At 68.6% G+C, this 19639-nt stretch carries 17 protein-coding genes and 1 pseudogene; 7 read left to right on the top strand and 11 right to left on the bottom strand.

The genetic code is table 11. The features are described from left to right. Nucleotides 1-29: 29 nt before the first annotated feature. Nucleotides 30-419, bottom strand: coding sequence for a hypothetical protein (locus tag BN976_RS23360; RefSeq protein WP_036374510.1), 390 nt, complete (start codon nt 417-419; stop codon nt 30-32). A 105-nt stretch (nt 420-524) separates the two neighbouring features. Between BN976_RS23360 and BN976_RS23355 the strand changes: the two genes are divergently transcribed. Then, nucleotides 525-2333 (top strand): AMP-dependent synthetase/ligase, encoded by a 1809-nt coding sequence (locus BN976_RS23355; protein WP_036374508.1) that lies wholly within the window; start codon nt 525-527, stop codon nt 2331-2333. On the opposite strand, the gene BN976_RS23350 is transcribed toward BN976_RS23355, so the two are convergent. The 4 genes from BN976_RS23350 to BN976_RS23335 all read right to left on the bottom strand — a co-directional run bounded on the left by BN976_RS23350 (nt 2330) and on the right by BN976_RS23335 (nt 5788). Continuing rightward, complete coding sequence (locus BN976_RS23350) at nt 2330-3466, bottom strand: glycosyltransferase family 4 protein (protein WP_036374505.1); 1137 nt, start codon at nt 3464-3466, stop codon at nt 2330-2332. The two genes, BN976_RS23355 and BN976_RS23350, sit on opposite strands and share 4 nt — an antisense overlap. Beyond that, nucleotides 3463-4290, bottom strand: coding sequence for a peptidase (locus BN976_RS23345; protein ID WP_036374502.1), 828 nt, complete (start codon nt 4288-4290; stop codon nt 3463-3465). The genes BN976_RS23350 and BN976_RS23345 overlap by 4 nt, the downstream gene beginning before the upstream one ends. After that, nucleotides 4259-5395 (bottom strand): peptidoglycan hydrolase RipC, encoded by a 1137-nt coding sequence (gene ripC, locus BN976_RS23340; RefSeq protein WP_011780751.1) that lies wholly within the window; start codon nt 5393-5395, stop codon nt 4259-4261. The genes BN976_RS23345 and ripC overlap by 32 nt, the downstream gene beginning before the upstream one ends. A gap of 150 nt (nt 5396-5545) precedes the next feature. Then, nucleotides 5546-5788, bottom strand: coding sequence for a hypothetical protein (locus BN976_RS23335; protein WP_036374930.1), 243 nt, complete (start codon nt 5786-5788; stop codon nt 5546-5548). 118 nt (nt 5789-5906) lie between these two features. On the opposite strand from BN976_RS23335, the pseudogene BN976_RS23330 reads away from it, so the two are divergent. Continuing rightward, nucleotides 5907-7712 (top strand): annotated as a pseudogene (locus tag BN976_RS23330) (DEDD exonuclease domain-containing protein); the annotation flags it as partial. Here BN976_RS23330 and trpD read toward each other — a convergent pair. After that, nucleotides 7650-8744: an anthranilate phosphoribosyltransferase gene (trpD, locus tag BN976_RS32895; RefSeq protein WP_011780753.1), complete on the bottom strand. Its 1095-nt coding sequence runs from the start codon at nt 8742-8744 to the stop codon at nt 7650-7652. The pseudogene BN976_RS23330 and the gene trpD overlap by 63 nt on opposite strands. 69 nt (nt 8745-8813) lie before the next feature. On the opposite strand from trpD, the gene ctaE reads away from it, so the two are divergent. Genes ctaE through qcrB form a run of 4 tightly spaced genes read left to right on the top strand, consistent with a single transcriptional unit; the run spans nt 8814 to nt 13151 of the window. Beyond that, a complete protein-coding gene (gene ctaE / locus BN976_RS23315) occupies nt 8814-9425 on the top strand; it encodes an aa3-type cytochrome oxidase subunit III (RefSeq protein WP_036374493.1) in 612 nt (203 codons plus the stop codon). Between the two features lie 53 nt (nt 9426-9478). Then, nucleotides 9479-10300 carry a cytochrome bc1 complex diheme cytochrome c subunit gene (qcrC, locus tag BN976_RS23310; protein ID WP_011780755.1) on the top strand — a complete coding sequence of 274 codons (822 nt, stop codon included), beginning with the start codon at nt 9479-9481 and terminating at the stop codon, nt 10298-10300. Further along, complete coding sequence (gene qcrA / locus BN976_RS23305) at nt 10297-11505, top strand: cytochrome bc1 complex Rieske iron-sulfur subunit (RefSeq protein ID WP_011780756.1); 1209 nt, start codon at nt 10297-10299, stop codon at nt 11503-11505. The genes qcrC and qcrA overlap by 4 nt, the downstream gene beginning before the upstream one ends. Continuing rightward, the gene (gene qcrB, locus BN976_RS23300) at nt 11502-13151 is read left to right on the top strand and encodes a cytochrome bc1 complex cytochrome b subunit (protein WP_011780757.1); all 1650 of its coding nucleotides are present in this window, start codon (nt 11502-11504) and stop codon (nt 13149-13151) included. Before qcrA ends, qcrB begins: the two co-directional genes overlap by 4 nt. Nucleotides 13152-13334: 183 nt before the next feature. On the opposite strand, the gene BN976_RS23295 is transcribed toward qcrB, so the two are convergent. The 4 genes from BN976_RS23295 to ctaC form a co-directional block, all read right to left on the bottom strand. Next, nucleotides 13335-13994 (bottom strand): DUF2561 family protein, encoded by a 660-nt coding sequence (locus BN976_RS23295; protein WP_036374490.1) that lies wholly within the window; start codon nt 13992-13994, stop codon nt 13335-13337. Nucleotides 13995-14009: 15 nt separating this feature from the next. Beyond that, nucleotides 14010-14846, bottom strand: a complete 837-nt coding sequence (locus BN976_RS23290) for an MmpS family transport accessory protein (RefSeq protein WP_036374488.1) — start codon at nt 14844-14846, stop codon at nt 14010-14012. Nucleotides 14847-15003: 157 nt separating this feature from the next. Beyond that, on the bottom strand, nt 15004-15423 hold the full coding sequence (locus BN976_RS23285) for a cytochrome c oxidase subunit 4 (RefSeq protein WP_011780760.1): 420 nt from the start codon (nt 15421-15423) through the stop codon (nt 15004-15006). A 9-nt stretch (nt 15424-15432) separates the two neighbouring features. Then, nucleotides 15433-16524: an aa3-type cytochrome oxidase subunit II gene (gene ctaC, locus BN976_RS23280; RefSeq protein ID WP_370501419.1), complete on the bottom strand. Its 1092-nt coding sequence runs from the start codon at nt 16522-16524 to the stop codon at nt 15433-15435. Nucleotides 16525-16626: 102 nt separating this feature from the next. On the opposite strand from ctaC, the gene asnB reads away from it, so the two are divergent. After that, the gene (gene asnB, locus BN976_RS23275; protein ID WP_036374485.1) at nt 16627-18558 is read left to right on the top strand and encodes an asparagine synthase (glutamine-hydrolyzing); all 1932 of its coding nucleotides are present in this window, start codon (nt 16627-16629) and stop codon (nt 18556-18558) included. A gap of 12 nt (nt 18559-18570) precedes the next feature. Here asnB and BN976_RS23270 read toward each other — a convergent pair whose 3' ends face one another. Next, nucleotides 18571-19542 (bottom strand): carbohydrate kinase family protein, encoded by a 972-nt coding sequence (locus tag BN976_RS23270; RefSeq protein ID WP_011780763.1) that lies wholly within the window; start codon nt 19540-19542, stop codon nt 18571-18573. Between the last annotated feature and the right edge of the window lie 97 nt (nt 19543-19639).

Genomic DNA, 19639 nt, shown 5'->3' with positions numbered 1-19639 from the left:
ACCCTCCTACCGAGGGGATGGCCGCGTACTCAGGCCAGCCGCGACACCCCGACCGGACGATCCGCCTCCAGCCTGCGCTTGATCTCGAAAGCCATCTCCTTGCCCGCCACCCGCCTGCGGTGGTTCAGCTTCGGCAGGTTCATCTTCTCCAGGTCCCGCGCTGCGGCCCCGGACGGCTCGGCGTGCAGGAAGTAATGCAGCACCACACCGTCGAACGTCTTTTCCAGCCACACCTCCATGGTGCCGGTCAACGCCCCGGTCACCGACCACCGGTGGCCGGCCTCGCCGCGGTCCTCGACCACCACGAGCCGCAGGTCGGGCCACCACCGTGACCAGCAGGCCTTGTCGGCGACGGCCTGGCCCACCGCGACGGGATCGGCCGCGATGAACGTCTCGTCGGCGATCTGGATGCTGTACATGACTGACTAGCTTCACACATGCGCAGGCATCGGCCCTCGCCGGGCGACACGGGACGACTAGGCTGGACACGGCATTGCCGCCTGTAAATCGAGAGGGCATCGACTGTGCGCGAGTTCAGCGTTCCGGCAACATTCACCGTCGGCGAGAACGACAACGTCGTCAGTACCGTTTACTCCCACGAGCGCGACGATCCCGATCACGTGATCTTCCAGCGCCTCGTCAACGGCACCTGGGTGGATGTGACGTGCAGGCAGGCCGCCGAGCAGATCCGCTCGGTAGCATCGGGGTTGATCGCCGAGGGGGTACAGCCCGGCGACCGGGTCGCGCTGTTGTCGGCGACGCGGTACGAGTGGCCGATTCTCGACTACGCGATCCTGTCGGTCGGCGCGGTGACGGTCCCCATCTACGAGACCTCCTCCCCCGAGCAGGTGCGCTGGGTCCTGGAGGACTCCGGCGCGGTACTGGCGTTCGTCGAGCTCGAGGCCCACGCGCTGATGGTGAAGGAACTGCTCAACGAGTTGCCCGCGCTGCGCAAGGTGATGGTCATCGAGACAGCGGCGCCCTCGGCGCTCGACGCGCTGGCCGAGGCGGGCGCGACGGTCGACCCCGGGGAGGTGGACCGCCGGGTGGCCGCCATCAGAAGCGCCGACCCGGCCACACTGATCTACACCTCGGGCACCACCGGCCGCCCGAAAGGCTGCCAGCTGACGCACTCCAACCTGCTCTACGAGACGCGCGGTGCGACGGCCTGTTTCCCCGGTCTGCTTCGCAAGGGCGAACGCCTGCTGGTGTTCCTGCCGCTGGCCCACGTGCTGGCCCGCGCGCTGTCTATGACCGCCTTCGCCAACGGTGTGACCATCGGCTACACCAGCGACATCAAGAACCTGGTCCCGATGTTCGGACAGTTCAAGCCGACGGTCATCGTGTCCGTCCCGCGCGTGTTCGAGAAGGTGTACAACACCGCCGAATTGAACGCGCAGGACAGCGGCAAGGGCGCCATCTTCGCGATGGCCGTGCAGACGGCCATCGACTGGAGCATGGCCCAGGACACCGGGGGGCCCGGCCTGCTGCTGCGGGCCAAGCATGCGCTGTTCGACCGGCTGGTGTACGGCAAGCTGCGCGCGGCCACCGGCGGCGACTGCCGCGCGTCCATCTCCGGTGGAGCCCCCCTCGGCGCCCGGCTGGGTCACTTCTTCCGCGGTGTCGGCCTGACCATCTACGAGGGATACGGCATGACCGAGACCAGTGCCGCGATCACCGCCAACCGGATCGGTGAGCTGAAGGTCGGCTCCGTCGGAAAGCTCCTGCCGGGCAACAGCATGGCGATCGCCAACGACGGCGAGCTGCTGGTCCGCGGCGGCGTGGTGTTCAACGGGTACTGGCGTAACGAGAAGGCCACCAGGGAAACGGTCGTCAACGGCTGGCTGCACACCGGCGATCTGGGCAGCATCGACGAGGACGGCTACCTCTCCATCGTCGGCCGCAAGAAGGAGATCATCGTGACCGCGGGAGGGAAGAACGTCGCCCCCGCAGTCCTGGAGGATCAGCTCCGCGCCCACCCGCTGATCAGTCAGGCGATGGCGGTCGGCGATGCCAAGCCCTTCATCGGCGCGCTGATCGCGATCGACACGGAGGCCTTCGAGGTGTGGAAGCAGCACCACGGCAAGGCGCCGGCCGCTTCGGTGGCGGAGCTGATCGACGATCCCGACCTGGTCGGCGAGATCGACCTGGCCGTCAAAAGTGCCAACCAGGCGGTGTCGAAGGCCGAGGCGATCCGCAAGTTCCGGATTCTGCCGGTCGATTTCACGGTGCTCACCGGTGAACTGACGCCGACCCTGAAGGTCAAGCGCAATATCGTCGCCGACAAGTTCGCAGAAGAGATCGAGAGGCTCTACACCACGGACTCGGCTTAAAGCAGGCGGGCCAGCTTCTCGGCCTGCCTGCTCCAGCGCCAGTTGTCCAGCACCGCCTGTCGGCCCGCCGCGCCCATTTCCGCGGCGCGGGCCGGGTCGGCCAGCAGGTCGCCGACGGCGGCGGCGATCGCCCCGACGTCCCACCCGTCGACGACGACGCCCGTCTGCCCGTCGACGACGGTCTCCGGAGCCCCGCCGGACCGGCCCGCCACCACCGGCACCCCGGTGGAGGATGCCTCCAGGTAGACGATCCCGAGGCCCTCGACGTCCAGTCCGGAGCCCCGGGTCCGGCAGGGCATCGCGAACACGTCGGCCATCGCGTGATGGGCGGGCAGTTCCTCGCCGGGCACACCGTCGGTGAAGACCACGTCTTCGGCCACCCCGAAGGTGTGCGCGAGCCGATGCAAGGCAGTCCGGTACGGGCCGCCTCCCACGATGACGAGCGCCGCGCCGGGAACCCGCTGCCGGATCGCCGGGAGCGCCCTGATCAGCATGTCCTGCCCCTTGCGTGGCACCAGCCGCGACACACAGACCACCACGGGCCGCTCACCCAGGCCGTAACGGGCCCGCAGTTCGGCCCTGGCCACCTCGTCGGGGACGAACCGGTCGGTGTCCACGCCCGGCGGCACGTGTTCCAGCGCCGCGTGCGGCCCGAACGCCGACGCGAACCGTCCCCGCGTGTAGGCGCTGATGAAGGTGACGACATCGGTGTCATTTCCTATGCGGCGCAAGGCCGTTCGCGCCAACGGCAGCATCGACCAGCCGACTTCGTGGCCGTGGGTGCTGGCGATGACGCGCCGGGCGCCGGCGGCGCGGGCCAGCGGCGCCAACAGCGCGAGCGGCGCGGCGGCGCCGAACCACACGGTGTCGATGCCGCGCTCGCGGATGAGCCGCCGCATCCGCAGCGCCACCGTCGGCTCGGGCACCATCAGCGTCCCCGGATGCCGGACCACCTCGTACCCGGTGGCTGCGGCGACGGAGTCGTAGTCCTCGGCGCCCTTCCACTTCGGCGCGTACACGGTCAGGCTGTGCTCGCCGGACGCCACCAGATGCTCGACGAGAGCTTCCAGGTACGCCTGGATGCCGCCGCGGCGCGGCGGATAGTCGTTGGTGACGAGCAGGATTCGCTTCATCGGGGGCTCGCCGACAGCGTGGACAGATCGGCGCCGAGGACCTCACGGACCGCGGTGTCGACATCGGCGTGGCCGTGCCCGCACGCTGCGACGTAGAGCGCTCTCAGCTTCTCGACGCCGTACGTGGCGGCGATGTGGGAGGCGAACTGCCACGCCCGGTCGTAGGCGTCCGAACGTCCGGGGCCCGGCGTGGCCAGTTCGGTGTCGGTGGGCAGAAATGCCGGCGCGCCGGACGGCTCCGCTGCGGGCGGCCTGCCGACGAAGTCCGCGACGCCCTCGGTCAGCCACACCGGCGCGTCCGCGGCGGTGTCGGCCCTGGCCGCATAGTGGAAAAGCTCGTGGCGCAACACCGTTCGGAGATCGGCGGTGTTCATCCCGGCGGCAGCCGGGGAGAACATGATCCGTTCGGGGGTGGTCGTGGCAGCGACGTCGGCGCCGCCTCCGGCCAGCGTGGCGAACTGCTCGGCGGACCCGGCGAGCACGATGGTGATGTCACGACGCCACTGCGGTCCCCAGAACGCCGTGACCGCCTCCGTGGCAGCGGGTAGTTCGGCGGCGATGCGGTCCAGTGCCGCGCCGCCCTCGCCCCCGAGATCGATGATCTGCGCCGTACGGCCGTCCGCCGTCAGGACTGTGTGCGGGACGGGCGACGCCGACTGGGTGTAGGACATCGGGGCGGCCGGCCCGGTTGCGGCAGGTGCGATCCGCGGAACCCCCACGAGAACGAGCGCGCAGACCAGTTCCGCACCGAGAACGGCGCCGACCCGCCGCCGTGCTACGGCGCCGGACTGCTCAGTACCGACGGACGTTGTGGATCGGCGCATTGTTCACCGGGGCGACCCGCACCGGTGTGCCGTAGGTGGAGGCGTGCACCATCATTCCGTCGCCGATGTAGATACCGACGTGCGACGCATCGGAGTAGTAGGTGACGAGGTCACCCGGCTGCATCTGGTCCATCGACACCGGCTGCCCACCACGGGCCAGCGCCTGACTGGAGTGCGGCAGCGAGATGCCGGCCTGCTGGAACGACCACATCACCAGGCCGGAGCAGTCGAAGGCACCCGGACCCGAGCCACCCCACGAATAAGGGGAACCGATACGACTCAGCGCGGCCTGGATGACGGTGCTGGACACCGGCGACCCCGGAGGCGCGATGTCGCCGGGCGGGATCGCCCCGAGGGCAGGGGGTGCCGGCGGAGCGGCCAGGACAGCCGGATCCTGGCCGGGCGGCGGCGGCACTGGGGCCGCGGCAGGTACCGGAGGCGGCGGCGGTGCGGCGGCGAGCACGTCGCGCTGCTGCGGCGTCAGCGCCTCGTACTGCGACTTGACGACGGCGATCTGGACTTGGAGCTGGCTCTGCTTGGACTGCAGATCGGCGCGCACGGCGGCGGCCTGTTCGGCCGCGGTCTTGGCTTCGGCGGCCGACGCGGCCGACGCCTGCTCGGCGACCTCGGCCTGCCTGCCGGCCTCCCGGAAGCTGGTCATCTGCGCCTGCATCTCGGTGGCCATCACCCGCTGAACAGATAGCTGGTCGATCAGGCCCTGCGGAGAAGAGGCGGTCAACATCGCGTCGAAACCCGACGGGCGGCCGCCCATGTACTGGGCCGCGGCCAAGTGATCGACCTTGCTCTGGAAGTCGGACAGCTGCGCCTTGGCCGACTCCATCGCCGCCGCATCGCTGGCGTGCTTGAGGTCTGCCGCCTGCTGAATCGCCAGCTTGTTGTCCAGATCCAGCTGCGCCGAGTGCATCGCCTCGGTGGTCTGCTCAGCCTGTCGGGAGAGCTGGTTCAACTTTGCCAGCGCGTCCTCGGCGGGATCGGCGTAAGCCTGTCCTGTCAGCACTGCGCCGAGTACAGCCAAGCCGGCTATCGCGCTGATGAGGGGTTGCCGAGTACGACGTGTGCTCCTGTGCGCGCGGTCGAGCCTCAAGATTTTGCGTCCTTCAACTGCCGTGATGAGCCGCCCTGAACCTCTTTTAGGTCTCAGTTAGGTTACGAAACGGCATCGGCCTTGTCCAACGGAAGACGCAAATTTAACAGCCCCTCCCGAGTTCCGCACACCGCCGTCGGCGGCATGTCGTCAGGCGACTCCGGAGCCACCGTGTCGGTGGATCGGGACCAGCCTAAGCCTCGGCGCAAGCCCGACCTCGGCCAGTACCTCCAATGCCCGGCGTTCGTCGACGTGCAGGGTTTCCGGGACCCCGAGCAGCACGCTGACCACGCAATCCTGGCACCCGGGCCCACGGACGGCGCAGTCGTCGCAGTCGATCTTCACGGTGCCGGTGTCCGGGCCCTCGCCCGGCGGCCACTGGTTCTGTGCCATCGCACCTGTCCTCTCCATCGCGGTGCGCGCACGGTATCGACGGGCACCGACAAGTCCGTCCGGCGACTCCCGGCGCTGCGTCACCGGACTTGTCACCGCGGGCGCCTAGGTTCATCGCATGGGGCAGCTCAGCTTCGCCGATGTCGACCCGGCGGCCGACCCCACGCTGCGGGAGACCACCTTCGTCGTCGTCGACCTGGAGACCACCGGCGGCCGCGCGTCGGGCGATCAGCACGACTCCATCACCGAGATCGGGGCGGTCAAGGTCCGCGGCGGCGAGGTGCTCGGCGAGTTCGCTACTTTGGTCGATCCCGGGCGTGCCATCCCGCCGCAGATCGTCGCGCTGACGGGAATCACATCGGCGATGGTGTACGACGCACCGAGGATCGACGCCGTCCTCCCCTCGTTCCTCGAGTTCTGCCGCGGCGCCGTGCTGGTGGCCCACAACGCCGGGTTCGACATCGGGTTTCTGCGCGCAGCCGCCGAGCGCCACCAGCTGCCCTGGCCGAAACCACCGGTGTTGTGCACCGTCACACTGGCCCGCCGGGTGCTCACCCGAGACGAGGCGCCCAGCGTGCGGCTCTCGGCGCTCGCGCAGCTCTTCAGGGCCGGCACCACGCCCACCCACCGCGCACTCGACGACGCGCGCGCCACCGTCGACGTCCTGCACGGGCTGATCGAGCGCGTCGGCAACCAGGGCGTGCACACCTACGCCGAGCTGCGCTCCTACCTGCCCGACGTGACACCTGCCCAGCGCAGCAAGCGTCACCTGGCCCGGGCCCTGCCGCGCAACCCCGGTGTGTACCTGTTCCGCGGCCCGACCGACGAGGTGCTCTACGTCGGCACCGCCGTCGACCTGCGGCGCCGCGTCTCGCAGTACTTCAACGGCGCCGACCCGCGCACCCGGATCAAGGAGATGGCGTCCCTGGCCATCCGTGTCGACCACGTCGAGTGCGCCCACGACCTGGAGGCCGGGGTACGCGAGCTGCGCCTGCTGGCCGCCCACGCACCGCCGTACAACCGGCGATCCAAGTTCCCCCACCGGTGGTGGTGGGTGACGCTGACCGACGAGGCGTTCCCCCGGTTCTCGACCGTGCGCACCCCGCGCACCGACTGCGCCGTCGGCCCGTTCCGGTCCCGGTCGGACGCGACCGAGGCCGCGGCGCTGATGGCGCGCTTCACCGGGGTGCGCACCTGCACCAACCGGCTGGGCCGGTCGGCTGTCCACGGGCCCGCCTGCCCAGAGCGTGAGGTCGCCCCCTGCCCCGCCGTCCGCGGCGCCGACGCCGAGGCATACGCCGCGGCGACGCGGGATGCGCTCGCGCTGATCGACGGCGGTTGCAGTCGGCCGCTGGCAGCCGCGTTGTCTCACATCGCCGATCTCGCCGAGCGCAACCGTTACGAAACCGCGGCCCGACTACGAGACCACACCGCCGCGGCGATCGACGTGCTGTGGCGCGGTCAGCGGCTGCGGGCACTGTCGGCGATCACCGAGTTGGTGGCGGCCAAGCCCGACGGCAACCGCGGCTGGCACCTCGTCGTGGTCCGGCACGGTCAGCTCGCGGCCGCGGGCGTGGCGCCGTGCGGCGTACCGCCGATGCCGGTGGTGGACGCGCTGACCGCCGCCGCGCAGGCCGTGCTGCCCACCGGGGGCCCGCTGGGCGGCGCGCTGGTCGAGGAGACGGCGCTGATCGCGCGGTGGCTCACCCAGCCGGGGGTGCGGATCGTGCGTGCCGACGCCGGCTACTGCTCACCGGTGGGCGCCGCCGGACGCTTCGCGGGCTGGGCCGCCACGGCACGCTCGGCGCGTGTTGCCGCCGAACAACTCACCGACCGGTTCGGCGGCTCGGAGCCGGGCCGTTCAGAGCTGTTGAGTGAACCGCACCCAACGCGCGAGCAGCTGTTCGGCCGCCCCGGAGTCGATCGCGTCCTTCGCCCGCGCGAGCCCGGACTCCCACGCCGGAACCCACTTGGCGTCGCTGGATAGCCCGGCGTGGGCGACGAGCGCGCCGGCTGCGTTGAGCACCACGGCATCTCGTACCGGGCCCTTGGCCCCGCCGAGCACCGCCCGCGCCGAGGCGGCGTTCGATTCGGCGTCGCCGCCGGTGAGTTCGGAGACGTGGGCCCTGGCGAAGCCGAACGCGGCGGGATCGAAGGTCAACCGCTCGACGGTGCCCGCCTGAACCCGCCAGATCGTGCTCGTCGTCGTGGTGGTCAGCTCGTCGAGTCCGTCGTCGCCGTGCACGACGAGAACGCTGGACCCCCGGGTGGCGAACACCCCGGCCATCACCTCGGCGAGATCCGCCCAGGCGCAACCGATCAGGCCCGCGCGGGGGGACGCCGGGTTGGTCAGCGGTCCGAGCAGGTTGAACACCGTCGGCACACCGATCTCGCGGCGCACCGCACCGGCGTGCCGATAAGAAGGATGGAATTGCGGAGCGAACGCGAAGCCGATACCGACCTCGGCGACGCAGCGCGCCACCTCGTCGGGGCCGAGATCGATCCGGAGCCCGAGCGCCTCGAGCGTGTCGGCGCCGCCCGACAGCGACGACGCGGCGCGGTTTCCGTGCTTGACCACCGGCACACCGGCGGCCGCCACCACGATCGCCGCCATTGTCGACAGGTTCACGGTGTTGGCGCCGTCGCCGCCCGTACCGACGATGTCCACCGTGGCGGTGCCGATGACGTCGGTCGGCACCCGGCGGGCGTGCTTGAGCATGATGTCGGCCAGCTCGGTCACCTCGGCCGACGTCGGCCGCTTCATCTTCATCGACACTGCGAACGCGGCGATCTGAGCCGGCGTCGCGGTGCCGGTCATGATCTGGTCCATCGCCCACGCCGTCTGACCGGGCGCAAGCCCCTGACCTGTGGTCAACCGGCCGAGGATCATCGCCCACGTGGGCGTGTCCCCGGAGGGGTTCTGGGCCGATGCGAGCTGCGGCGGAGGCGTAGTCACGGAAGTGATTATGACGAATTGCTCGACCCGGGTGGAGTTCGACAACTACAAAGCGTCATACTTGCTCCTGTGACGAGCGCTGTAGGGACGTCGGGAACCGCAATCACGTCGCGCGTACATTCGCTGAACCGGCCGAATATGGTCAGTGTCGGCACCATCGTCTGGCTTTCCAGCGAACTGATGTTCTTTGCTGGGCTGTTTGCGATGTACTTCACCGCGCGCGCGCAGGCACACGGGGACTGGCCGCCAGAACCGACCGAGTTGAATCTTGCACTGGCCGTGCCGGTGACGCTGGTGCTGATCGCATCGTCGTTCACCTGCCAGATGGGCGTGTTCGCCGCCGAACGGGGCGACGTCTTCGGGCTGCGCCGCTGGTACACCCTCACGCTGGCGATGGGCACGTTCTTCGTGCTCGGGCAGGGCTACGAGTACATCCACCTCGTCGAGGAGGGGACGACGATCCCGGGCAGCGCCTACGGCACCGTCTTCTACCTGGCGACGGGCTTCCACGGTCTGCACGTCATCGGCGGTCTGATCGCGTTCGTCCTGCTGCTGATCCGCACCAAGATGAGCAAGTTCACGCCCGCGCAGGCCACCGCCGCGATCGTGGTGTCCTACTACTGGCACTTCGTCGACATCGTGTGGATCGCGCTGTTCGCCGTCATCTACTTCGTGCGATGACTCGATCTGTACCAAAGGCCACCGGAGACACGGGAGCCACGGGAACCAAGCGGATGAGAAGGGGTTCGATGACCAGCAAGTCGCGCCGACGGCTGCGCCGCCGCGTCACGGCGGCTCTGCTGCTGCTGAGCGGATTGGTGATGGCCGGTGGTCTGGCGGCCACTTTGACGCCATCCCCGCAGGTCGCGGTCGCCGATGAATCGGCGTCGGCGCTGCTGCGCACTGGTCAGCAGCTCTACGAAACCTCCTGCGTGTCCTGCCACGGCGTCAACCTGCAGGGTGTCGCCGACCGCGGTCCCAGCCTGATCGGTGTCGGCGAAGCCGCCGTGTACTTCCAGGTGTCGAGCGGACGTATGCCCGCGATGCGCAATGAGGCGCAGATCGAGCGCAAGGATCCTGTGTTCGACGAGGCCCAGACCGACGCGCTCGGCGCCTACATCCAGGCCAACGGCGGTGGCCCGGTCGTCCCCCGCGACGAGAACGGGCACGTCGCCGAGCAGTCGCTGATCGGCAACGACGTCGCCCGCGGTGGCGACCTGTTCCGGCTCAACTGCGCGTCCTGCCACAACTTCACGGGCAAGGGCGGTGCGCTGTCCTCCGGTAAATACGCACCCGACCTGGGCGTGGCCACTCCGGCCCAGATCTACACCGCGATGGTGACCGGCCCGCAGAACATGCCGAAGTTCTCCGAGCGTCAGCTCTCGCCGGAGGAGAAGCGCGACATCGTGGCCTACGTTCGTGAGGCTGCCGAGACGCCCACACCGGGCGGTCTCGGACTGGGTGGCTTCGGCCCGACGTCCGAGGGCATGGTCGCGTGGATCGTCGGAATGGTGGCCATCATCGCCGCCGCACTGTGGATCGGAGCACGGGCATGAGTGACGGGCACGACGACGTGAAGGGCACCGACGCCCCCGGGCAGACCGGGGCCCCCGGGCAGCCCACCGACGCCGAACTGGCGAAGATGTCGCAGGAAGAGCTGCTCGAGCTGGGCGGCAAACTCGACGGTGTCGAGATCGTCTACAAGGAGCCGCGCTGGCCCGTTCCCGGCACCAAGGCCGAGAAGCGCGCCGAGCGCACTGTCGCGTATTGGTTTCTGCTGGCCGGTTTTTCGGGCTTGGCCCTGCTGCTGATCTTCCTGTTCTGGCCGTGGGAGTACAAGCCGTTCGGCGACGAAGGTGAGTTCCTGTATTCGCTGACCACGCCGCTCTACGGCCTGACCTTCGGCCTGTCGGTGCTGGCCATCGGCGTCGGCGCGGTGCTGTTCCAGAAGAAGTTCATCCCCGAGGAGATCTCGATCCAGGAGCGCCACGACGGCCGCTCCCCCGAGCTTCACCGCAAGACCGTCGCGGCCAATCTCGGTGATGCGCTGGACGGTTCGACGATCAAGCGGCGCAAGATGATCGGGCTCTCGCTCGGTATCGGGTTCGGCGCGTTCGGCCTGGGCACCGCCGTCGCGTTCATCGGTGGCCTCATCAAGAATCCGTGGAAGCCGGTGGTTCCCACGGCCGAGGGCCCCAAGGCGGTGCTGTGGACGTCGGGGTGGACTCCCCGATTCCATGGCGAGACCATCTACCTGGCCCGCGCGACCGGCAAGCCCGGCGAGTCCCCGTACGTCAAGATGCGGCCGGAGGACCTCGACGCCGGCGGCATGGAGACCGTCTACCCGTGGCGGGAATCCGACGGTGACGGGACGACGGTCGAGTCGGAGCACCACCTGTTCGAGATCGCGATGGGTGTGCGCAATCCCGTGATGTTGATCCGTATCAAGCCCGCCGACATGAAACGCGTGGTCAAGCGTCGTGGGCAGGAGAGCTTCAACTTCGGCGAACTGTTCGCGTACACGAAGGTGTGCTCGCACCTGGGCTGCCCCTCGTCGCTGTACGAGCAGCAGACCTACCGCATCCTGTGCCCCTGCCATCAGTCGCAGTTCGACGCGCTGCACTTCGCCAAGCCGATCTTCGGACCGGCTGCCCGCGCGCTGGCGCAGCTGCCGATCACGATTGACCAGGACGGCTACTTGGTCGCCAACGGCGACTTCATCGAACCCGTCGGACCGGCATTCTGGGAGCGCAAGTCATGAGCCCACGTCCAACCGCCGCCGAGATCGCCGCCCGACAGGGCAACGCGATCGATTCGCGGTACCACCCGTCGGCCGCGGTGCGTCGACAGCTCAACAAGGTCTTCCCGACGCACTGGTCCTTCCTGCTCGGCGAGATCGCGATGTACAGCTTCATCGTGCTGCTCCTCACCGGAGTCTGGTTGACGCTGTTCTTCGATCCGTCGATGGCCCACGTCACCTACGACGGCGTCTACCAGCCGTTGCGCGGTGTCGGCATGTCGCGGGCCTACGAGACGACGCTGGATATCAGCTTCGAGGTGCGCGGCGGACTGTTCGTCCGACAGGTCCACCACTGGGCGGCCCTGCTGTTCGCGGCGTCGATCATGGTTCACCTCGCCCGTATCTTCTTCACCGGTGCGTTCCGCCGGCCGCGCGAGGCCAACTGGGTGATCGGCTCACTGCTGCTGATCCTGGCCATGTTCGAGGGTTTCTTCGGTTACTCGCTGCCGGACGACCTGCTGTCGGGCACCGGCATCCGCGCCGCACTGTCGGGCATCACGATGGGTATCCCGATTGTCGGCACCTGGATGCACTGGGCGCTGTTCGGCGGTGACTTCCCCGGCGACATCCTGATCCCGCGGCTGTACGCGCTGCACATCCTGTTGATCCCGGGAATCATCCTGGCGCTCATCGGAGTTCACCTCGCGCTGGTGTGGTTCCAGAAGCACACCCAGTTCCCCGGCCCGGGCCGCACCGAGACCAACGTCGTCGGCGTGCGCGTGATGCCGGTGTTCGCGGTGAAGTCCGGTGCGTTCTTCGCGATGACCGTCGGCGTCCTCGGCCTGATGGGCGGTCTGCTTCAGATCAACCCGGTGTGGACGATCGGTCCGTACAAGCCGTCGCAGGTGTCGGCGGGCAGCCAGCCCGACTTCTACATGATGTGGACGGACGGCCTGATCCGGCTGTGGCCGGCGTGGGAGTTCTACCCGTTCGGCCACACCATCCCGCAGGGCGTGTGGGTCGCCGTGGGCATGGGCCTGATCTTCACGCTGCTGGCGGCCTACCCCTTCATCGAGAAGAAGCTCAGCGGCGACGATGCGCACCACAACCTGCTGCAGCGTCCACGTGACGCACCGACGCGCACGGCGGTGGGCGCCGCAGCGATCGCGTTCTACATCGTGCTGACGTTCGCGTGCATGAACGACATCATCGCGCTGAAGTTCCACATCTCGCTCAACGCGACGACATGGATCGGCCGCGTGGGCATGGTGGTGCTGCCGGCGATCGTGTACTTCGTCGCGTACCGCTGGGCGGTGGGTCTGCAGCGCAGCGACCGCGCGGTGCTCGAACACGGCGTCGAGACGGGCATCATCAAGCGGCTGCCGCACGGCGCGTACGTCGAGCTGCACCAGCCGCTGGGCCCCGTCGACGAGCACGGTCACCCGATTCCGCTGGAGTACCAGGGCGCTGCGCTGCCCAAGCGGATGAACAAGCTGGGCTCTGCCGGCGCACCCGGCAGCGGCAGCTTCCTCAAGGGCGATCCGCTGTCCGAGCACGAGGCACTCGACGAAGCTGCCCATGCAGCCGAGCGCCGCGCGCTCACGGCCCTGCGCGAGCACCAGGAGCGCACCAGCGCCTCCAACGGATCGTCAAACGGGCACCACTGACGGTCCAGACGACACAAATGATCCGCCTCAGCCGGCCAGGGTGAGGCGGATCATTTGTTTTGGGCAGTGCGCGCGCCCGTCTCCCCCGTCGCACACATCCACGCTTCACAGCGAGAGCGCGAGAAGGGCTCTGCCGACGACGGATTCGTGTGGCAGCTGGGCCCACAGCGCGCCGGAAGCGGCTCAGCTGACGGCGTCGGCGCGCAGCTCGCGCAGGAAATACCACGGGATGGCGACCATGCCCACCGTGACGACGCCGACGACGCCGTAGAGCACCCATGCCGCCGTGTCGCTGTCGACGGCCATCAGGTACGTCGACACCGAGACCAGCAGTGTGGCAACGCCCATCGCGCTCGCGATCGACGCGGTGCAACGCAGGAACACCTGGTCGGTCACCGCGGAAACGGGAGCAGCCGACGACCGCAGGGCGCGCGGCAGCGGCCCACTGCCCTCGCTGGGGCGCGCGGCGCGCAGCTTCTCGGTCGGCGCGTCGATCCCCCGCGCCGGCGGCGGCGGTGCGGTCTCGGTCACCGGGCGCTGCGGCGCGGCCGGGGCGTCCGCCTCGGCGGTGCGCCGGGCTCGCAGTAGCAGCGGCACGGCCGCCACGATGACCGCCGCGGAGACACCGATGATCGTGTAGAGCACCCACGGTGTGCCGGAGTCCGCGGCCGATTCCACGTGACCGCGGGACAGGTCGACCAGCGCGACGGTCGCCGCGACGCCCGCGCCGAGCGCGGCCAGCCAGACGACGACGGCGGCGCCGAGCAGGATGCGGTCGGTGCGGTCGAGTGCCGCGACGTCGAAACCGCGACGCGTCCGGGTGTTGTCGGTGAGATTCGTCATCTACGGTGCCATGCCCTAACAGCTGGTCTGCGCGGCGTTGCTGGTGTTGGAGGACAACACCGTTCCGTCGCTGGTCGTGATCGAACAGTTCAGCCGACTCACCATGAACAGGCTCGATGCCTGCACCGAGCCGACCTCGGACTGGGAGATCGGGGTGACCGTCAGTGACCACGGGATGTAGACGTTGCGTTGGGTGCGGCTGCGTCCCGACGCGTCGATGTAGGTGACGGTGATGATGTCGCCCGGCGCCTTCGTGCCGGTCACCGAGTAGGTGACCTGTCGCGGCCCGGCACGCGTCGTGGTCGTCGGCGGCGGCGGAGGCGGTTCGGTGGTCGCCGGGGGCGGTGGAGGCGGCGCCGCGGTGGTTTCCGGCGGCGGCGGTGGCGGCTCTGTCACCGTGACCGTCTCCGGTGGTGGCGGCGGAGGCTCCGTCGTGGGCGGTGGAGGCGGCGGTGGCGGCGGTTCGGTGGTGGTGAACTCGTCCTGCACGGGCGGCGCCGGCCGTGTCGTCGTCTGGGGCGTGGCGAGATTGTCCGTGTCGCTACGGGTCACCAGTACCGACACCGACACGACCAGTGCGATCGCGGCGACGATGGCGACGATGCCGACGACCCACGGCCACCGCGGCGGAGGCGCCAGTTCGGCGTCGGCGTCGGCGTCGTAGGTGTCGTAGTCATAGAGTGACGCGTCGGCGGGCACGTAGGGCGGGCTGACGAACTGTTCGGATTCCGGCGCCGAGTAGGCGCGCGAGTAGAAATCGGTCTGGCCGGTGTCGGGGTTGTCGACTCCCCGGGTGGCGTCGTCCGGGGCGGGCTGGCCACCCGGCTCCTCAGGAGGATTCGGCCCGCTCATCTACCTATCCTTTTCGACTGCTTCTCCGGCGCCGGTGGTCGCCGTGACGGCTCATGGCGCCTCGGCAACACTACCCAACGGCAGCACCCGAACGGACGGCTCAATGCGTGTTGCAGGCGAACTCATGCCCTGATTGTGACCTTGCGCCGACGCCGGGTCAGTGCTTCTCGGGTCCCCAGTGGTACTCGAACACCAGGCCCGCCACTGTGGTCAGGATGAAGCAGACGCCGGCGACGATCAGCCAGGGCAGCCACAGCGCCATGCCGACCGCGGTCACCGAACCAGCCAGCGCGATCATCACCGGCCACCAGCTGTGCGGGCTGAAGAAGCCGAGCTCCCCCGCGCCGTCGGCGATCTCGGCGTCCTCGTAGTCCTCGGGCCGGGTGTCGAGCCGCCGCGCGACGAACCGGAAGAACGTGCCCGTGATGAGCGTCAGGCCGGTGGTGAGTGCGAGCGCGGTGGTGCCCGCCCACTCGATGCCGCCGCGAGCGAACAGATCGGTCAGCACGGCGTAGACCACGGTCGACAGCGCGAAGAACGCCGTCAGGAATTCGAACAACCTGGCTTCGATGTGCATCTGCTGTCCTTACCTGCTCGCCTGGGGCATTTGCGGCGCCAGCTCTCCGCGCCGGGTGTCGAACGGCTTGGTGGTGATCGCCAGCGGCGGCTGGTTGATCGCGAGCAGCGCTTCGGCGTTCGTCTTCCCTGCGCTGCGCTGGTCGAGGTAGGCCTTGAAGTCGTTGGGCTCCACGACGCGCAGCTCGAAGTTCATCATCGCGTGGTAGGTGCCGCACATCTCCGTGCACCGGCCGACGAAGGCGCCGGTCTGGTTGATCTCGCTGATCTGGAAGACGTTGTCGGAGTTGTTCTCCTCGGGGTTGGGCATCACGTCCCGCTTGAACAGGAACTCGGGCACCCAGAACCCGTGGATGACGTCGGCCGAGGCGATTTCGAACTCGATCCGCTTGCCCGCAGGGACCACCAGCACCGGGATCTCGGTGGACGAGCCCAGCGTCTCGATCTTGTCGAAGTTCAGGTAGGAGCGGTCCTCGGGGTTCTTGCCGTAGATCGCACCGACGCGGTCGTTGCCGTGGCTGTCGACGCCCTCGGGCCGCGACACCATGGCCTCTTTGCGCGCATTGTCTTCACCGTCGTAGGTCAGCGTGCCGTCGGCGAAGTCGACCTTCTGGTAGCCGAACTTCCAGTTCCACTGGTAGGCCGTGACGTCGATGACGACCTCGGGGTTGTCCTCTTTGTGGACCATCTTCTCCTGCACCACGACGGTGAAGTAGAAGAGCACCGAGATGATGATGAACGGGATCACCGTCAGCGTCAGTTCGAGCGGCATGTTGTAGCCGAACTGACGCGGCAGCTCCGTGTCGCCCTTCTTCTTGCGGTGGAAGGCCATGGTCCAGAACAGCAGGACGTAGACGATCGCGCCGACGACCAAGGCTGCGATCACCGAACCGATCCAGAGTTCACGGTTCAGATGCGCTTCGGGGGTGATGCCGTTGGGCCAGCCGAGGCCGAGCACCTCCGACCAGCTGCATCCGCTGAGTAGCACCGTCGTCCCGCCAAGGAGCAGGGACAATGCCACCAACTTCAGGCCGCGAGCGGACACGTTGGCGCCTCCTACCAAGTCGATTGACCGGCGCGCGGTCAGACGGCTGAATCGAATACTACGCAGCGTAGACCACGCCCGGGACGTCGCGCGAAGCGACTGCTGAATGCGTGTGCGTGCCGGGTTCGACGGGCGTTGCGGATTAGGCATACTGGCGCGGTGTGCGGACTGCTGGCGCTGGTCATCGACCCTTCCTCTGAGGTTTCCCCCACCACCGTTGATGCGGTGTCGGCGGCGTCGGCCCAGATGCGTCACCGCGGCCCGGACGAGCCGGGGACGTGGAACGACACCCGCGTGGTGCTCGGGTTCAACCGGCTCTCGATCATCGACATCGCCCACAGCCACCAGCCGCTGCGGTGGGGGCCGCCGGAGGCGCCGGGCCGCTACACGCTGGTGTTCAACGGCGAGATCTACAACTACCTGGAGCTGCGTGACGCACTCCGTTCCGAATTCGGCGCGGAGTTCCACACCGACGGCGACGGCGAGGCGATCGTGGCCGCCTATCACCACTGGGGCGCCGACGCGCTGACGAGGCTGCGGGGCATGTTCGCCTTCGCGCTGTGGGACAGCGTGGCGCAGGAACTGTTCTGCGCCAGGGATCCGTTCGGCATCAAACCGCTGTATCTGGCCACCGGCACGGGCGGTACCGCGGTGGGCAGCGAGAAGAAGTGCCTGCTCGACATCGCAGACCGGCTCGGTTTCGACCTCGGCGTCGACGAGCGTGCCGTCCAGCACTACACCGTGCTGCAGTACGTCCCCGAGCCCGAGACACTGCACCGCGGAATCCGCCGGCTCGAGTCGGGCAGCTACGCGCGGGTCCGCCCAGGTGCGCAACCTGAGGTGACCCGCTACTTCCGGCCGCGATTCGACGCGGTGGCGTTCCGCGCCGGTGCTGAGCAGGCCCGCTACGACGAGATCACCGCGGCGCTCGAGGACTCGGTGGCCAAGCACATGCGCGCCGACGTGACCGTGGGCGCGTTCCTGTCCGGCGGTATCGACTCGACCGCCATCGCAGCGCTGGCGATGCGGCACAACCCGCGGCTGATCACGTTCACGACGGGTTTCGAGCGGGAAGGGTTCTCCGAGGTCGACGTCGCCGTCGCGTCGGCCGAGGCGATCGGCGCGCGGCACGTCACCAAGGTGGTGAGCCAGCAGGAGTTCGTCGCAGCGCTCCCCGAGATCGTCTGGTACCTGGACGAACCCGTGGCCGACCCGGCGCTGGTGCCGCTGTACTTCATCGCCAGGGAAGCGCGCAAACACGTCAAGGTGGTGCTCTCCGGCGAGGGGGCCGACGAGTTGTTCGGCGGCTACACGATCTACCGGGAGCCGTTGTCGCTCAAGCCTTTCGACTATCTGCCGCGGGGGCTGCGCAAGTCGGTCGGCAGGATGGCCGGCCCGCTGCCCGAAGGTATGCGCGGCAAGAGCCTGCTGCACCGGGGCTCGTTGACCCTTGAGGAGCGCTACTACGGCAACGCGCGCAGCTTCTCCGACGCGCAATTGCGCGCGGTGCTTCCGCGGTTCCGCCCGGAGTGGGTGCACACCGACGTGACGGCACCGGTGTACGCCCAGTCGCAGGACTGGGACCCGGTGGCGCGGATGCAGCACATCGACCTGTTCACCTGGCTGCGCGGCGACATCCTGGTCAAGGCGGACAAGATGACGATGGCCAACTCGCTGGAGTTGCGGGTGCCGTTCCTGGATCCCGAGGTGTTCGCGGTGGCCTCGCGGCTGCCATATGACCAGAAGATCACCAGGTCGACGACGAAGTACGCGTTACGCCGCGCCCTGGAGCCGATCGTGCCCGCGCACGTCCTCAACCGGCCGAAGCTGGGCTTCCCGGTGCCGATCCGGCACTGGCTGCGCTCGGGCGAACTGCTCGACTGGGCCTACGGGATGGTCGGCACGTCGGGCGCAGGCGACCTGGTGGAGCTGGCCGCCGTACGCGCGATGCTTGATGAACACCGAAGCGGCACAACCGATCACAGCCGTCGACTGTGGACCGTGCTCATCTTCATGCTGTGGTACGCGATCTTCGTGGACAAGACCGTCACCCCGCAGATCAGCGAGCCGACGTACCCGGTGCAGCTCTAGGCCGGCACAGCGTCAGATGGCCGCGGCGATGTCCGCGGCCGCGTCGGCCCCGTACGCGTCGGTCAGGCGCTGCACGGCCGAGTCCTTGTTCCAGGTCCACTCCTGCGGTCCGGGGGCCTCGAGCACCAGCGTCGCCACCATGGAGGCCAGCTGCGCCGATCGCTCCAGCGACAACCCGGCGTCACGCCCGGTGAGGAAGCCGGCGCGGAACGCGTCGCCGATGCCGGTCGGGTCCTCTTTGTGGGTCTCGGGAACCACGTCGACGTGGACGAAGGTGCCGTCGCGGCCGACGAGGTCCACCCCCTTCTCGCCCAGCGTGGTGACGCGCAGCTGGATCTGGCTCATCACCTCGGCTTCCGACCAGCCGGACTTCTGCAGCAGAAGATCCCACTCGTAGTCGTTGGTGAACAGGTACGCCGCACCGTCGATCAGCCTGCGGATCTCCTCGCCCGACAGGCGGGCCAGCTGCTGGCTCGGGTCGGCGGCGAAGGCCAGACCCAGCGTGCGACACTCCTCGGTGTAGAGGAACATCGCCTCTGGGTCGTTGGCACCGATGATCACGAGATCCGGTGTGCCCGTTTGCTTTACGATGTCAGCGAGCTTGATGTTGCGAGCCTCCGACATCGCGCCGGGATAGAACGACGCGATCTGGGCCATGTCCTCGTCGGTGGTGCACACGAACCGCGCCGTGTAGGCGCTGCGGGAGACGAGCACGGTGTCGCAGTTGACCCCGTGTCTGGTCAGCCACTGCCGGTACTCGTCGAAGTCCTCACCGACGGCGCCGACCAGTGTCGGGCTGCCGCCCAGCACGCCCATGGCGAACGCCATGTTGCCCGCCACACCGCCGCGGTGCATCACGAGGTCGTCGACGAGGAAACTCAACGACACCTTCTGCAGATGGTCGGCCAGCAGCTGCTCGGAGAACTTCCCCGGAAAGCGCATCAAATGGTCGGTCGCTATCGATCCGGTCACCGCAATGGTCACGCAGTCCCACCCTTCGTCTTCATCGGGATTTCACCCTAGTGTCGGGCACTCCGGGGTGCCGATGTCGGCCCCGTGGTGGCCTCGTCGCCGGCAGGGG

The sequence above is a fragment of the Mycolicibacterium austroafricanum genome (assembly GCF_000612725.1).
Classification (GTDB): domain Bacteria; phylum Actinomycetota; class Actinomycetes; order Mycobacteriales; family Mycobacteriaceae; genus Mycobacterium; species Mycobacterium austroafricanum.
The sequence above is the reverse complement of the archived record's forward strand: the minus strand, read 5'-3'. Positions and strand labels throughout refer to the sequence as shown.

What these genes read in the sequence shown, in the direction of transcription:
- BN976_RS23360 (WP_036374510.1), bottom strand. Translation starts at nt 419, where the DNA reads ATGTACAGCATCCAGATCGCCGACGAGACGTTCATCGCGGCCGATCCC.
- BN976_RS23350 (WP_036374505.1), bottom strand. Translation starts at nt 3,466, where the DNA reads ATGAAGCGAATCCTGCTCGTCACCAACGACTATCCGCCGCGCCGCGGC.
- BN976_RS23345 (WP_036374502.1), bottom strand. Translation starts at nt 4,290, where the DNA reads ATGCGCCGATCCACAACGTCCGTCGGTACTGAGCAGTCCGGCGCCGTA.
- BN976_RS23335 (WP_036374930.1), bottom strand. Translation starts at nt 5,788, where the DNA reads ATGGCACAGAACCAGTGGCCGCCGGGCGAGGGCCCGGACACCGGCACC.
- qcrC (WP_011780755.1), top strand. Translation starts at nt 9,479, where the DNA reads ATGAGAAGGGGTTCGATGACCAGCAAGTCGCGCCGACGGCTGCGCCGC.
- qcrA (WP_011780756.1), top strand. Translation starts at nt 10,297, where the DNA reads ATGAGTGACGGGCACGACGACGTGAAGGGCACCGACGCCCCCGGGCAG.
- qcrB (WP_011780757.1), top strand. Translation starts at nt 11,502, where the DNA reads ATGAGCCCACGTCCAACCGCCGCCGAGATCGCCGCCCGACAGGGCAAC.
- BN976_RS23295 (WP_036374490.1), bottom strand. Translation starts at nt 13,994, where the DNA reads ATGACGAATCTCACCGACAACACCCGGACGCGTCGCGGTTTCGACGTC.
- BN976_RS23290 (WP_036374488.1), bottom strand. Translation starts at nt 14,846, where the DNA reads ATGAGCGGGCCGAATCCTCCTGAGGAGCCGGGTGGCCAGCCCGCCCCG.
- BN976_RS23285 (WP_011780760.1), bottom strand. Translation starts at nt 15,423, where the DNA reads ATGCACATCGAAGCCAGGTTGTTCGAATTCCTGACGGCGTTCTTCGCG.